At 44.2% G+C, this 14,942-nt stretch carries 13 protein-coding genes; 2 read left to right on the top strand and 11 right to left on the bottom strand.

Annotated features, from left to right (window positions below; genetic code table 11):
• Nucleotides 1-391: aminotransferase class III-fold pyridoxal phosphate-dependent enzyme (locus HZA10_05430; GenBank protein ID MBI5195741.1), on the top strand; the 391-nt coding region annotated here is incomplete at its 5' end.
• Nucleotides 392-881: 490 nt separating this feature from the next.
• On the opposite strand, the gene HZA10_05435 is transcribed toward HZA10_05430, so the two are convergent.
• From HZA10_05435 to HZA10_05485, 11 genes are all read right to left on the bottom strand, one after another.
• Nucleotides 882-2,825 (bottom strand): aconitate hydratase, encoded by a 1,944-nt coding sequence (locus tag HZA10_05435; protein ID MBI5195742.1) that lies wholly within the window; start codon nt 2,823-2,825, stop codon nt 882-884.
• Nucleotides 2,826-2,851: 26 nt separating this feature from the next.
• Entirely contained in the window at nt 2,852-3,352 is a 501-nt protein-coding gene (locus tag HZA10_05440) for an NUDIX hydrolase (protein ID MBI5195743.1), read from the bottom strand.
• Complete coding sequence (gene rseP / locus HZA10_05445) at nt 3,349-4,416, bottom strand: RIP metalloprotease RseP (protein ID MBI5195744.1); 1,068 nt, start codon at nt 4,414-4,416, stop codon at nt 3,349-3,351. Before rseP ends, HZA10_05440 begins: the two co-directional genes overlap by 4 nt.
• Nucleotides 4,417-4,519: 103 nt before the next feature.
• A complete protein-coding gene (locus HZA10_05450; protein MBI5195745.1) occupies nt 4,520-5,680 on the bottom strand; it encodes a 1-deoxy-D-xylulose-5-phosphate reductoisomerase in 1,161 nt (386 codons plus the stop codon).
• Between the two features lie 7 nt (nt 5,681-5,687).
• Complete coding sequence (locus tag HZA10_05455) at nt 5,688-6,479, bottom strand: phosphatidate cytidylyltransferase (protein MBI5195746.1); 792 nt, start codon at nt 6,477-6,479, stop codon at nt 5,688-5,690.
• 6 nt (nt 6,480-6,485) lie between these two features.
• The gene (locus HZA10_05460; protein ID MBI5195747.1) at nt 6,486-7,181 is read right to left on the bottom strand and encodes an isoprenyl transferase; all 696 of its coding nucleotides are present in this window, start codon (nt 7,179-7,181) and stop codon (nt 6,486-6,488) included.
• Nucleotides 7,171-8,949 carry a VCBS repeat-containing protein gene (locus HZA10_05465; protein ID MBI5195748.1) on the bottom strand — a complete coding sequence of 593 codons (1,779 nt, stop codon included), beginning with the start codon at nt 8,947-8,949 and terminating at the stop codon, nt 7,171-7,173. The genes HZA10_05460 and HZA10_05465 overlap by 11 nt, the downstream gene beginning before the upstream one ends.
• A 168-nt stretch (nt 8,950-9,117) precedes the next feature.
• Entirely contained in the window at nt 9,118-11,346 is a 2,229-nt protein-coding gene (locus HZA10_05470; protein MBI5195749.1) for a DUF1926 domain-containing protein, read from the bottom strand.
• A gap of 161 nt (nt 11,347-11,507) precedes the next feature.
• Nucleotides 11,508-12,956, bottom strand: coding sequence for an MCE family protein (locus tag HZA10_05475; protein ID MBI5195750.1), 1,449 nt, complete (start codon nt 12,954-12,956; stop codon nt 11,508-11,510).
• Nucleotides 12,953-13,720, bottom strand: a complete 768-nt coding sequence (locus HZA10_05480; protein MBI5195751.1) for an ABC transporter ATP-binding protein — start codon at nt 13,718-13,720, stop codon at nt 12,953-12,955. Before HZA10_05480 ends, HZA10_05475 begins: the two co-directional genes overlap by 4 nt.
• Nucleotides 13,720-14,499, bottom strand: coding sequence for an ABC transporter permease (locus HZA10_05485; GenBank protein MBI5195752.1), 780 nt, complete (start codon nt 14,497-14,499; stop codon nt 13,720-13,722). The genes HZA10_05480 and HZA10_05485 overlap by 1 nt, the downstream gene beginning before the upstream one ends.
• A gap of 74 nt (nt 14,500-14,573) precedes the next feature.
• Here HZA10_05485 and HZA10_05490 point away from each other — a divergent pair, with 74 nt between their 5' ends.
• A complete protein-coding gene (locus HZA10_05490) occupies nt 14,574-14,909 on the top strand; it encodes a PilZ domain-containing protein (GenBank protein ID MBI5195753.1) in 336 nt (111 codons plus the stop codon).
• Nucleotides 14,910-14,942: the final 33 nt, after the last annotated feature.

Here is a 14,942-nt window from a genome sequence, read left to right on the forward strand (position 1 = left end):
TACTTATACCGGAAACCAGCTTGCATGCTCCGCTGCCCTTGCAAATCTTGAAATTTTCAAAAAAGAAAAGACAATGCAAAAGATGCAGAGGAAGGTTGAGATTTTGAAAAAAGAACTTGCAGAAATATCTGATTTTCCCCAGGTCGGAGATGTAAGGCAAAAAGGTTTTATGGTTGGGATAGAGCTTGTGAAGAACAAAAAAACAAAAGAGCCGTATAAGATTGAGGAAAAAATCGGCTGGAAGGTCTGCTGTATTGCAAGTGGAAAGGGACTTATCATAAGGCCGCTTGGAAATATCATTGTTCTGATGCCGCCATTAAGCATCTCAAATCAGGAGCTAAAAAGTCTTGTCCAAATAACCGCAGAGTCAATCAGGGAAGCAACGGGATAAAACTGAGATAATGTCAAATTCCAAAATCCAAATATCAAATCCTGAACTCTAATCTTCATTTGGCATTTGAGCTTTATAATTAGGCATTAAGAAATTATACTGCCTGCAACTTTTTTTGCTATAACCTGAAATTTGTCAACAAATGTCGCACCCATTTAAATATTTATCTCCTTCCTGAGGACCGCTTATTTAATTGATTTTATTAAATAAAAATCCTCTTTTAATATTTAGCATTAATATTGCTTAAACGATTGCTGTATTTTTATTACAATAGATGAAAGGGAGACAATTTAAAATGAAGAAATGTCCCGATTTGGTTGAGCTGTCAGATTTCGCGGTATTATTTTGCAGTGCAATGGAACACCCGCATCTGCCAAATTTTTTTCAACTTCACGGGTATTGCAAGAATAAAAATTATGACAAGTGCCCTTTGTATTCTAAGACAGAGGAAAAAACAGTTAGTAATCCATGTTAGGAAGTCTGCAATATTTTATTTGCCTTCTCTGAAGTTCAGCAATCCGCCTGCGAGAATGATTTTTCTCTGCCGTTCCGAAAGATTGTGCACCGCTTTATAAATACTGCCTGTCTTAACATGAACAAGTGTGACCTCTGATGATTCCTTCACCTCTTTTGCAAGGTTTGGAAATTCCACTTCGTCATCCTGCAAAATTGAATCATAGACCTCCGGCTGTATTGTCAAAGGAAGTATGCCGAAGTTTATAAGGTTATCCATGTGGATGCGCGCAAATGATTTTGCAAGGACAACCTTAACTCCAAGGTACATCGGGGCCAGCGCTGCATGTTCCCTGCTTGAGCCCTGCCCGTAATTCATCCCGCCAAGCACTACACTGCCGCCTGCTACCTTGGCCCTTGAAGGAAATGTTGGGTCTATCCTTGAAAACACATACTCTGAAATGGCCGGGATATTGGACCTTAAAGAAAGAATTTTTGAGCCTGCCGGCATTATGTCGTCAGTGGTTATATTATCCCCTGCTTTTAATAAGACCTGGACCTTCAAAGACTCCTCAAGAGCGCCTCTTACGGGGAGGGGTTTTATGTTAGGTCCTCTCTGGATGACGACCTTCTCAGGTTTTTTTAAAGGCGGGATTATCATTGAATCATCTATGATGAATTTTTTAGGAAGATTGACCTTGAACCCTTGAACCCTTGAACCCTTGAACCCTTGAAAATAGTCTTTTGGATTTGTCAGCTTGCCGGTAATTGCCGACACTGCGGCTGTAACCGGACTGCATAAATAAACTTTGTCATTTTTGGTGCCGCTTCTGCTTGGGAAATTCCTGTTAAATGTCCTGAGCGATACGGCATCATTCGGCGGAGCCTGCCCCATACCAATGCAGGGGCCGCAGGCGCATTCAAGCAGTCTTGCGCCTGAAGCTATGAGGTCGGTCAGGGCTCCATTTTTTGAAATCATCAAAAAGACCTGTCTTGAGCCCGGGCTTATCGTAAGGCTTACATCAGGGTGGATTGTCTTGCCTTTAAGAATCTTAGCGGCAAGCATAAGGTCCATGAGAGAGGAATTTACACAGCTTCCTATACAGACCTGCCGGACAGGCAGGCCTGCAATTTCTTTAACAGTCATAACATTGTCAGGGCTTGAAGGGACTGCGATAAGCGGCTCTATTTTATCAAGTTCTATGTTTAGTTCTTCATCATAGCCCGCATCAGGATCGGGCATTAATGCCTTCCAGTCCTTTGTGCGCTGCTGTGCCATGAGGAATGTCTTTGTCTGTTCATCCGATGGGAATAGGGAGGATGTTGCGCCAAGCTCGGCGCCCATGTTGGTTATTGTCGCCCTTTCCGGCACGGTGAGGTGTTTTAATCCGCTTCCAGAATATTCAATTATCTTTCCGACGCCGCCCTTGACTGTGAGTCTTTTTAATACCTCAAGTATTATGTCTTTTGCAGTTGTATATTTTGAAAGTCTTTTATTTAAATTAATACGGACTATTTTGGGCAGGACCATGTAAAAAGGCTCTCCTGCCATTGCCATTGCAACGCTGAGTCCGCCAGCGCCGATTGCGAGCATGCCGAGCGCTCCGGCATTTGGCGTATGGCTGTCAGAGCCGAGAAGCGTCTGACCGGGTTTTGCAAACCTCTCAAGATGCACCTGATGACAGATGCCGTTGCCGGGCTTTGAAAAATAAAGTCCGTACCGGCCTGCTATTGACTGCAGAAATCTGTGGTCGTCTGCGTTTTCAAACCCTGTCTGAAGGGTGTTGTGGTCCACATAGCTCACCGAAAGTTTTGTCTTTACCTTTGGAAGGCCTAAGGCCTCAAACTCAAGATATGCCATGGTGCCGGTGGCGTCCTGCGTGAGCGTCTGGTCTATGGAAATTGCTATCTCCTGCCCCGGTTTCATAACGCCTGAAACAAGATGAGATGAAATCAATTTTTCTGCAATGTTCATTCTTATGTTTACTCCTTGGTTTATTATAACCCCTAACCCCTAACCCCTAACCTTGTTTCTATTAGTTTTATCGCCTTTTGCAGTATTTCCCGTTCTCCCTTGTAGGTTAATTTCTCCAAGGCCTCATTTGCCGGAAACCACCGTGCATCATCCACCTCGTGGTCGTGGTTTGCAGTGTTGCCAGAGGCATACTTCATGAGATAAAAATGCACTGTTTTATTAAGTCTTGCATTTTCATCCGTTAAAAAATACCAGTAGGAAATAGAGCCTATCTTACCGATGATTTCTCCGCTAAGGCCGGTCTCCTCCCGCACTTCTCTTACCGCTGTCAGCTCTTCACTCTCATTTTTATCAATGATGCCCTTCGGCAGGCACCAACGGTTTTTTACCCCGGCAGAAAGAAGCCTCTTAACGGGATTCACGGCAACAAGCGCTATGTCAATGCCGTCATTTCTTTTTCTGAATATGACCCCGCCTGCTGAGGTCAGTCTTTTGATTGATGCAGGCTTTTTATTGGCTGTGTCTGATTTCACGGCATCTTACCCGTAAAAAGCCTCAAGAGATCATTATAAAGGGCAAAGGCCATCAGTGAAATTATGATAAAAATCCCTGCCTTTTGTGCAATCATCATTGTATTTTCTTTTAAAGGCTTGCCCCTCAAAGCCTCTATTGACAGGAAAAGCATGTGCCCTCCGTCAAGCACCGGTATCGGAAGCAGGTTCAGGACTCCCAAGTTTATGCTTATAATTGCCATGAATAAAAAGAAATCAAGAAAGCCAGCAGAAGCCTGCTTCCCTGCCATCTGAAGTATTAGTATCGGGCCGCCTATACTATCGGCAGGTATGACTCTCTGAAAAAGTTTGACGATTCCGATTACCGTAAGCTCTATTATATCCCATGTTTTCTGCACTGCCATTACAGCGGCCTGAGGCAGAGGCTCTCTCTTGGTAAATGTTTTGCCTGAGGGCGCAATGCCTATTAGTCCTATTTCCTCCTCTTCGCCAAAGATATTAGGAGCCTTTTTTATCTCAGGCACTACATCAATTGAAATAACTCTGTCAGCCCTTTTTATCATGAGGGTTATTTTTTTGTTGGGACTTTTATGGATAACATCGCTGAGTTCTGCCCACTGCGTTACGTTGCTGTCATTTATCCGGAATATGGCATCCCCCTTGATGAGGCCTGCCTTTTCAGACGGAGAGTTTTTTACTGTTTCTCCAACCTCAGGAATTAATACAGGCATTCCAACTGAAAACATAACGGCAAAAAGCAATACGGCAAAAAACAGGTTAAATACAGGACCTGCAAGCACAACCCCCAGTCTTTTTTTCACAGGCTGATGGTTAAAGGCCTCTGCCTTGTCTGCTTCTTTTAATGTTTCTCCCGGCTCTTCACCGAGCATTTTCACATAACCTCCGAGGGGTACGGCAGAGATCATGTACTCAGTATCTCCGAGTTTTTTGCCGAAGAGCCTTGGGCCAAAGCCCAGCGAGAACTTCAGCACCCGTATCCTGCTGAGTTTTGCAAAGATAAAATGCCCGAGTTCATGTACAAATATCAAAGTGCCTAAAAGTACTATTGCCCAGAAAAATGTCATTTTATTCCCTCTCTATACCAACCCCCTTCTCCCCCCCCTTAAAGGGGGGCAGGGGGGATTTTTACGCTATAACGCTATGAACCTGCCTACCGGCAGGCAAGCGCTATAACGCAATATGCTTTATCTGCTCCTTTGCCTTTTTCTTTGCCCATTCAGACGCCATGATGACGTCTTCAATCTTTTTGCATTTTAAAGTTTTGTGTTTTTTCATTGTCCCTGCAACTGTGTCATAAATTTTCGTAAAGGGTATTGTTTTGCTTAAGAATGCATCTACTGCTTCTTCATTGGCTGCATTAAGCACTGCAGGCATGGTTCCTCCGGTTTTAAGCGCATTGTATGCAAGCTGCAGGCATGGGAATCTCTTTCTGTCAGGTTTTTCAAAAGAGAGTTCCCCGACTTTTGCCATATTGAGAGAAGGAAGCACATTGTTCAGCCTCTCAGGATATGACAGGGCATGACATATCGGTCCTTTCATATCAGGAACCGACATCTGCGCCATGATGCTTCCATCAATAAATTCTACCATAGAATGGATTATGCTCTGAGGATGAAGAATAACGTCTATTTTATGAACCGGCAGGTTGAACAGATGATATGCCTCAATCACCTCAAGCCCCTTGTTCATAAGTGTTGCTGAGTCTATTGTAATTTTTTTCCCCATAAACCAGTTGGGGTGTTTTAATGCCTCCCGCGGAGTAACGGTCTTTAATTCTGAGATGTTTTTCCGGAGAAACGGCCCGCCGGAGGCAGTCAGTATTATGCGTTTTATTTCTTTATGGTTTCTGGCGTCAATGCACTGAAATACGGCGCTGTGCTCGCTGTCCACAGGGATTATCCTGACCCCTCTTTTTGATGCCTCTGCCATGATGATTTCACCCGCCATTACAAGGATTTCTTTTGTGGCAAGCGCTATATCCTTTCCTGCCTTTATGGCGGCAAACGTAGGCATAAGACCGGTTGAACCTGATATGGCGGAGACGACAGTATCAACGCGCCTCAGGGTGGCAACCTCCATCAGTCCCTGCACGCCGCTTAAAATTTTTGATGGAAGATTTTTCTTTCTGAGCATTTCTGCGGCAAATTCATCAGAGACGGCGGCAACCTCGGGTTTAAAAATGCGTATCTGCGATTCCAGCGCCCTGATATTGCTGCCTGCGGCAAGGCCTGCGACCTTGAACCTTTCAGGATAGCGGCTGACAACCCTGAGGGTGTTTTTGCCGATGGAGCCGGTTGAGCCTAATATGGAGATTATTTTTTTTCGCATTGTCTGCTTATATAATCCTCAGCAGGATATAAAGGACAGGCCCTGCAATAAGAAAGCCGTCAATCTTATCAAGTATGCCGCCGTGTCCCGGGATTAAACTGCCCGAGTCTTTTACTCCTGCATCCCGCTTAAACATTGACTCTATTAAATCGCCGGTCATTGAAGCTATACCGAGGAGCGCGCCGGCAGCCGCGGCTCCGGGAATGGTAAAAATATGGAGGCCGAAAAAAAGTTTTATAATAACTGCCCCAACAGCTCCTCCCAGCACACATGCAAAGGCGCCTTCAATTGTTTTCTTAGGGCTTATGGCAGGATAGAGTTTATGTTTTCCAAAATGTTTCCCGATATAGTAAGCCAGGCTGTCTGCAAGCCATACCGAGGCATAAAGCATGAAGATATACGCTAAGCCTGAAGGCTCTCCTCTTAAAAACCATTGAAAGCTGAGAAATGAAACATAAAAAAAACCAACCCCGAGCGGGCCGATCTCAGACATGCATCCTGAAGGGGCTTTCCATAAAAAAAGCCTTATCACCAATAATAAAAACAGGCTGATAAAAATTCCGTCCGGGAAATATGCGGGATGTCTGCATGATATATAAAACAACACGCATCCGGTTAATAGTCCGGGGATGTAAAGTTTATCCGGCACTTTGTACATAATATAGAATTCACGCAGTGCAAGAATATTTACTGCTGCCAGAAGCGCTAAGAAGAAAGGAAACGGCGGCAGAAAATAAATATAAGCAATCAGGGGAGGCAGAACAATTGCTGCTGTGGTAAGTCTTCCTGCGTTTTTCAAATCCAGTTACTTTTTACTCGGAACTGTGCCGAATCTCCTTTCTCTTTTATTGTATTCCATGACTGCTGACAGAAATTCTTTCTTTCCAAAGTCAGGCCAGAGCGTTTCAGTAAAATAAAATTCAGAATACGCCGCCTGCCAGAGCAGGAAGTTGCTTAATCTCATCTCGCCGCTGGTGCGTATTATCAGATCAGGGTCGGGGATCCCTGCCGTGTACAGATAATTCTCAATGCTTTTTTCGTTGATTTCTTCCGGCCCGATCCCAGTTTCAAGCATTTTTTTAACCGCCTTCATAATCTCTTCTCTTCCGCTGTAGCTCAAGGCGCCTGTCAGCATTAGTCCGGTGTTTTTGGCAGTTATCTTTTCAAATTCCTTCAGCATTTTTTGAATGGTTACCGGGAATTTCTCAAGGTCTCCTATGGCCCTGAATACCACATTATCCTTTGCGAATTTGCGCATTTCACTTTTAAGGTAAAGGACTAAAAGCTCCATCAGGGCGCTGACTTCTTTTTTAGGTCTCTGCCAGTTTTCCATGGAAAACACATAGAGGGTGAGCGCCTTCAGGTTTAATTTTATTGATGCGTCTATTATCTCACGCACCCGTTTTATGCCTTCCCTGTGACCTTCAATCCTGGACAATCCCCTTAACTCAGCCCATCGGCCGTTTCCATCCATGATTATTGCAACGTGTTTAAGGTTCATCTATTAAATGGTAATAGTAAAGAGCGCTGCCCTTTGAGAACTCGCCTGAAAGCGCTTTTGTCAGAAATGCAGACAGATTAGACCCGGCAATGAGAAACAGGTCTTCACCCTCTACCCAGTAGTCTCTTACTCCTCCTGAGAGATTTTCCAGAATTAAGGCTTCATCCATTGTACTACCGTCCCAATGGAGTGAATAAACTGCAGTGCTTTTATACCCTAATCCCGGCACTGTATTTGCAAAATAAATCCTTTTGACTGCCAAAACTTCATGTCCGCGGCTGGTTCTGATAGTCAGCAGCCGCCTTTTTACAAACCATTTCTCTGCGGGATTAACGATAGAAAAAGTATTTTTGTCAAAAGAAATATCAAAACCCCCGTAAGAATCCTTGCTTCTCCAGATTAATTCCACCTTTGGGGAGGCCTCACTGCCCATATTATAAAGATTCAGATAACCTTTATTATCAAAAGACAGAATCATCGGCGGCAATGAACCCTTCGGCCTTTCACTGTTCTGCCCCGGGCGGATGGTTGACCAGTCAACAAACGCAAAACCGTAAATATTTACTTCCGGAGGCAGTCTGAGCGCTTTGCCTAAATAATATTGTCCGTCCTTCCACTGCGCTTCGTATACCGGCCCGCTGTAAATTTCATTGGGCGTTGAAGCCTGCATCAAAAGAGTTGTCCCGATGACCCTGAAAAAATACGGCGCCCTGTCCCAGATTTTTTTATAACCTTCAACGGGATTATATTCCAATACATATGATCTCAAGGTGTCAGCGCCTTTAATGGAGGTGACATATATCTCCGCCTTGCCGTTATGGTTGGCATCAAGGGCGTCAATGGAAAGGTGATTCTCGTCTGCGCCTCCGGTTATTGACCATAGCTCTTTAGGCTCCTCTTTGTAACTGTATATCCTTATGTTGCTGCCGTCGCTGACAAGAAGTTCCTTTTTGCCGTTGCCGTCTACGTCTCCAATTGTGATAAACCGTCCTACCGCAATCTCATAACCCATCTGCGGCAATTCTGTGACGCCGGCAATTGGGATAAGCTCATCCCCGCTTTTAAGCGCATTAATAAGCTCAGCGCCGAGCGGCTCATTAATCTCTGCAAAGTTTTTTGCATCTTCGGTCCAGAACAGTTTTATATTTAAATATACTGCCCCGCTTTTTGCATGGGTGGAAAACAAGAGCGCTGCCTCTGCGCCGCGGTCTTCTGCTATGCCGGCTAATGTCTTAGGCTCATAGGTTTTAGTGTATGACTCAATGATATCAAAACGCCCTGTCTCTTTAAGTGAGTAATAAAAGACCTCGGATATGGTCCAATCAGCCTTCCGGTCCTGAAAAAAGGCAAGCTTTATCCTTGAGGAAGTAATCCTTACGATGTCTCCGGTCTTTGGCGCGCCTTTTATAATTGCGCATATGTATGTCCCGTCAGAGGCATTTTTTATTTCAACCCTTCCTGTGAATATTTCCGACTTGCCGATAAGTTCTTTTGTTACTGGATGGTAAAACGGCGCTCCTTCCCTGAATACGGAAAGTCTCATGCCTTCCGTAAGTTTTTTATTGGACTGAAACCTGACCTTTGCCATTTCATTTTCAACCCCGACGATTTTACCGGTTACAGGCAGAAAATAAGAAAGCACCGAATCCCTTACAACATGTACGGGATTTGTTTTCTCCAATGGCTCGGGAGCGCCTCCAAATGACGGCATGCCGGTAAGGGTTATAAGCGCAACTGTCAGAATCAGCCTTTTGTAAAATTTACCCATGATTTTCCTTGTTTAGCGTAGTGTCAGAATCACAAAAAAGTATTAAAATCATCTTCGTCCGTCATTCCCGCAGGTTTTAAGCGGGAATCCAGATATTTTTTGCAAAGGACTGTCATTCCTGCCTACGCAGGAATGACAGATTTAAACGTATTTTCTGGTCAATGACAACTAAACGTCTTTTAATGTTATCACAAAACCGAATTGCTTTTCCTCCCCTGAAATAAGTTCGGGCTCAGGGAAGATTATAAAAGTGGTTCCCTGATAAACTCTTTCCATGCCTTCTTCAGAGGAGGAAACGGTCTCCACCGGGAATTGCCAGAGATTTACCGGACTGTTAAATTCAAAAATTGCAGAGACGCCGAGATAACCGTATGTGATATTAAGCATGCTTATCTTTTTTGCTTCTGTTATGGATGTTATTCCCCACCTGCTTGTTTTTCCCTTTGAAAGTGTCTCAACCACCGGCTCCGGGGAACCGAGAAATGAGAGATTAAATTCAATGCAAAAAGATGAATTCCTGCTGAGATGGCTACTGATCTCCGATTTCTCACTTTTCGTTTCTGCGCAGGGATTTATTTTGTACGATACTGCAATCTCAGGCGATGCCTTTCTGACAGATATTTTTTTGGCAAGCATGACAGGCAGAGGACGGGCATCCTGAGCGCAGTTTACTTCTCCTGCCGCTGAAAACTCTGTTTCAAGAGAATTCTTTTTTTCACCGGACTTCATGGTGTACAGAGCCTCTATGAAATTCCCTGACTCACTGTAACTGTTCCCCCGGAACTGTTCTATGGTGGTGTTCTTTGAAATGAAATGATCAATGAGGGAGGCCTTTCTGTACGAATCAAAGACAAGGTGCTTTGCAAGGTCCTGTTCTTTGAGGACAAGCCTTTCGTGGATTGTTGCGGTTTCTGAGTGCTCCTGAGCATCCCCGCATTTTGATAATTTTCTGTGATATGCCTCGTATCTTCTGCTTAATGTGTCCATGATATTGACGGCTTTCTCCTTATAAGACAGCTCGCACAGGGCGCCTCCCTTCTGCGTGAAAAAAAGACTGAGGGCTTGGGTGCCCAGAAAAATATCCTTATACCCGTCTTTGTCAATGTCATTTATTTCGTGATATGGCATAAGGGCAAGGGCTTGCTCAGAAAGCGCCTCTGCCTTGAGCAGGTGAGCGTAAAGCGAGGCCCTCAGGTGCGGAAGATAAAGCCCGCCGAAGATTCCGTGCCAGTATGCGTCATTGCACTGCCCCTGATATAATTCATCTAATAAATCGTGATGCGTAATTCGTGACGCGTAATGAGTTTTTTTTGATTTTTGATTTTCAGCTTTTAACTTGTTTATTGCTTTATGAACCTTTCTGCTTATCTGGTACATCCTTTTATGTATGTGGTTGCTCTCGGGATATTTTGAAAGGAAATTTCTCCAGAAGCCGCCGCGCAGGAGGGTATGCGCTTTTTTGTCCCCGATTAAGTTTTTTAATGATTTCAGCGCATCATCATATTCCTCTGCAGCCGGAGGAAACAGCGCCCATTCGCCCATTTCCCTGTAAGACGCAGTCGGCAGGTATATCCTTCCGGCAGGCGGGTTTTTTGATATATATTCTGCAAAGGTTGTGGTTTGCAGCCAGTCTGAATTTTTGTCTATGGCGCTGAAGAAGCGTTCCAGCCAGCCGTTGGTGTAAACGTGTTTGTATGTGTCAGGCCATACGCCGAACTTCTCTCCGTCATCAGCCATGCATATCAGATTTGTCCCGAATAAGTCGGGATGAGATTTGAGATTTGAGGTTTCAAAGATGCCCCTTAAATATGCCATGACTTCATCTACATCTTTGAACGGGATAAGGTATCTGAGCTGTTCGTTTCCGGGAAATACATTGACCGCATAGTCTTCATCCTCTGTAATAAAATATCCGTACAAGTCTTTGTCCGTGAGCCCGGTAAGCTTGAAATGGTGGTCGTCAACAGGGAAATAGTCAATGCCTGCCTTTGCTATGTATCTTGGCATGGCAGGCTCCCATACCCTTTCTGTCAGCCACATGCCTTTGGGCTTATAACCAAGCTCTTTTTCTATAAAATCATTAAGCTTTTTGATTTGGCCTGTCTTGTCGTCATCAGGGATGGCGGGTATGATGGGTTCATAAAATCCGCCCGACAGCATTTCTATCCGGCCCTGTTTTATCAGTTTCTTCAGCAGTTCAAAAAAATCGCTGTGCTTGTCTTTCAGCCAGAGCAGCAAGTTGCCTGAATAATGAAGTGAAAGTTTTATCCCGGGATGTTTCTCAAGTATTTTCAAAAAAGGCAGATAAGACTTCTGATATGCATCTTCAACGACGTGGTCAAAATTGCCGACCGGCTGATGATTATGTAAGGCAAGGATAAGACATAGTTTGTTCATATTATTTTGCTTGTCATTCCCGCAAGCCCCAAACAAGTCGGGACAGGCTCCGCATGTCGGGAATCCTTATTGAATCCCGATATATCGGGACGGACAAGCCGGAATGACAGTTTATATCCCTCGTCCCAAAATGATGGGACTGCGGCGTAGTTTAATTTTTGTTACTTTCCCGGCAGCTTTGGGGCGCCTCCTCCTCCGAATATGTATTTAAAGTCTTCATCCTCAAACTGCAGGCCGCCTCCAACGTATATTCCCCTGTAGTTTGAGTTCAGGAGGTTGTCAATGCCGGCGGTTACGAACAGGTGCTTGAAGATTTTGTAGTCCAGCCCTATCTTTGCATGCGCCTTGTCCGCCTTTGCCTCGTCTGCGCTGAAGTCCCAAATATCAACGCTTAACTTTGCCTTATCTTTCTTAAAGAAATAATCCGCTCCGGCTCCGAAGGTGTTTTCCACCATGCCGATTCTCAGGGCATAATCTTCAAAACGCTTTGCAAACTGTGCGGTGAATTCAGTTTTTCTCTTTATTTCTTCCTCCTGTGTTTCTCTACCTTCATTCACCTGGACTGTAGTTGTACTTGAAGCTATCGGATCTGATACTATACCGAGTATATAGTATTTGTCTTTTCTGGGCTGCAGGATAAGATCAAAATAACCCTTTGACTCGCCTTCATGTAAAAGATATTCCGAACGGAAATTCATAAACGTCCTCAGATTGGTTACGGTTTCCATCCCTTTGCCGGCGCTTTCTGCAAACTTATTTGCATTGTCGGCAAATTTATTTACGGAATTGTAGAGAGTGTCGTCCTTGAAAAGTTTTCCTAAAGTTCCCTCGCCCTTGTCTATCTTTTGCGCAAGCTTGTCGGCAGATGCAGAAAATGATTTTATGTTTTCCATGCTGTCCTTAAAGGAATGTCTGTTTTCTTTTATGGTTTCTTTCAATTCTTGCGCTACATCCCTCAGATCGTCAACGAGCCCTGGCCCCTTGTCGCCAAGCGTTTTGGAAAAATTCTCAAGTTTTACGAGAGTCTTATTCAAAGGCTCCCTGTCTTCCTTTAATATTTCATTGAAGTTTTTTGTTATTTCCCTGAGGTTTTGTATTGATTCCTTTATCGCCTCTTTCTCTGATGTCCCGAAGGTGCCTGTAAGCGTTTCAGCAAGGTCGCTTATATAGCCTGCGGCTGATGTAAGTTTCTGTGCAAGCGCGTCAATATCAAGGGCTGATTCGGTATTTTTTATCGCCTCTCCATCGATTAGCAGAGGTTCAGAAGACGTTCCGCTTGTAAGGGCGAGATATTTGTCGCCTAAGAGTCCTGCTACCCTAATGGACGCCTTTGTGTCTTTGTGTATTTCAACCTCAGGCTTTAGCAGTACGATGAGCCTTGCGCGTCCCTCTGAGAGGACGATTCTTTCTATAATTCCCGCCTCAACACCTGCCACCTTGACCTTTGATTTTTCTTCAAGCCCGCTTATGTTGTCAAATGAGACATATAGCCTGTATCCCTTTTTCCACCCGGTGCCCAGCCCGCCGACCTTAAATGTCATATAGGAAAGGGCCAGAAGCACTACTATTGCAAATATCCCGACCTTAAGCTCTGTTGATATGCCCTTCATCTTTTTAATCCCTCAATTACAATCGGCCCAACTGCGCTGCCTTCAACAAATTGTTTTACAATCGGATTTAAAGTATTCCTGATTTTATCAGGCGAACCTGTTTCTATAATTTCTCCATTATAAAGCATTGCAATCCTATCTGCAATCTTATAAGCGCTTTTGATGTCATGCGTGATGGCGACTGACGTGATTTTTAGTTTCTCCCGCATCTCAACGATAAGGTCATTGATTGCATCAGCCATTATAGGATCAAGTCCTGTGGTAGGCTCGTCATAAAGAAGTATCTCAGGCTCCATCGCAATAGCCCTCGCAAGCCCGACCCTTTTTCTCATGCCGCCGGAAAGGTCGGAAGGCATGCGGTCTTCTATGCCTGTAAGCCCTACGTGTCCGAGTTTTTCCACGGCAATTTCCTTTATCTCCGTAGCGGATAATTTTGTGTGTCTTTTTAATCCAAAACCCACGTTTTCCCAGACATTCATTGAGTCAAACAATGCCGCCGCCTGAAAAAGCATTCCAAACTTTTTACGCAGTTCATTTAAGTCATTCTCATCAAGTTTTGACAGGTCAGACCCGTCAACTATCACAGAGCCTTTATCAGGTATCAGGAGTCCAATGATGTGCTTTAAAAGCACGCTTTTTCCAGAACCGCTGCCTCCCAGGATGACAACGCTTTCCCCCTTGATTATTTTTAAATTAGCGCCCCTCAGGACATAGTTGCTCCCGAAAGACTTATGGACATCTTCAATGTTAATCAGTGTATCCATTATTTAAATAACCACGCTGAAAGGAAATAGTCGGAAATCAGGATTGCCATGGACGAGATGACAACAGCGCCTGTGGTTGCCTTTCCAACGCCCTCTGCCCCGCCTTGTGTGTAGAAGCCTTTATAACAACTGATAAGCGAAAGGATTGCCCCAAAAAACCCTGCCTTTATAAGCCCGTGGTATATGTCATCCATTTTAAGGTGATCCCATGTCATCTTCATATATAGGTTCGGGCTTGTTCCAAAAACTATTACGGTGACGAAATATCCGCCGATTATGCCTATGATGTCTGCGATTACGGCAAGGGCGGGGAGCATGATGGTTCCTGATATAAATCTCGGAACCACAAGATATTTTATAGGATTAGTGGCGAGGGTCTCCAATGCGTCAATCTGCTCTGTGACCCTCATGGTCCCGAGCTCCGCGGCCATTGCCGCCCCTGCACGGCCGGTGACTATAAGCGCCGTAAGCACAGGCCCGAGTTCTCTTGTCATTGACAGGGCAACGACAGAGCCTACAAGGCTTTCAGCGCCAAAACGCTTAAACCCCGTGTAACTTTGAAGCGCAAGCACCATGCCCGTAAATACGGCTGTAATGAGCACGACAGGCAGGGAATTAACGCCTATTTCCACCATCTGTTTAGTGGTATTCTTTAATTCAAACGGAGGTCTAAAAAGCCATTTAATTGTAGAATAAAAAAGCAGTAAAATCCTTCCGGTTTCCTCAACAGGGCCTTTAAATGCCGTTCCTATAAATTCTATCACTTTGATAATAAACATTTAATTTACCTTCTATTAGATTATACTTGACTAATTTACAATATTTTTATAAATATATAAATAAGATTTTGATTATGGAAAAACGCAAGACAGGCAGAGTGGCAAAACGGCTTGAAGTCAAATTCCAGTCTCCGGTGGAAAAGACTGCCATTACAAATGATCTGTCCGAGACAGGAATATTCATTAAGACCAATATGGGGGTTAATGACGGAAATATTATAAGTTTTAAAATGAATTTACCCAATACTCAGGAGATTCCCCTTACGGGAAGGGTTGCACGGTCGGTAAGGACCATGCTGGGTCTTATCGGCGAGTCAAAAAGCGGGATAGGGGTTCATCTGGTTGATCCGCCTGAGAATTATGTAAATTATGTTCAGTCCCTCTTTATTAATCATGTAAATTCAAAATAAGCGCTGAGAGCGCAGTATTTTCCTCCCGCCTGA

The organism is Nitrospirota bacterium (assembly GCA_016212185.1).
Lineage (GTDB): Bacteria > Nitrospirota > Thermodesulfovibrionia > UBA6902 > DSMQ01 > JACRGX01.

Coding starts and splice junctions, on each gene's coding strand:
- rseP (MBI5195744.1), bottom strand. CDS start 4,416: ATGACATTTTTCTGGGCAATAGTACTTTTAGGCACTTTGATATTTGTA.
- HZA10_05450 (MBI5195745.1), bottom strand. CDS start 5,680: ATGCGAAAAAAAATAATCTCCATATTAGGCTCAACCGGCTCCATCGGC.
- HZA10_05460 (MBI5195747.1), bottom strand. CDS start 7,181: ATGAACCTTAAACACGTTGCAATAATCATGGATGGAAACGGCCGATGG.
- HZA10_05465 (MBI5195748.1), bottom strand. CDS start 8,949: ATGGGTAAATTTTACAAAAGGCTGATTCTGACAGTTGCGCTTATAACC.
- HZA10_05470 (MBI5195749.1), bottom strand. CDS start 11,346: ATGAACAAACTATGTCTTATCCTTGCCTTACATAATCATCAGCCGGTC.
- HZA10_05475 (MBI5195750.1), bottom strand. CDS start 12,956: ATGAAGGGCATATCAACAGAGCTTAAGGTCGGGATATTTGCAATAGTA.
- HZA10_05480 (MBI5195751.1), bottom strand. CDS start 13,720: ATGGATACACTGATTAACATTGAAGATGTCCATAAGTCTTTCGGGAGC.
- HZA10_05485 (MBI5195752.1), bottom strand. CDS start 14,499: ATGTTTATTATCAAAGTGATAGAATTTATAGGAACGGCATTTAAAGGC.
- HZA10_05490 (MBI5195753.1), top strand. CDS start 14,574: ATGGAAAAACGCAAGACAGGCAGAGTGGCAAAACGGCTTGAAGTCAAA.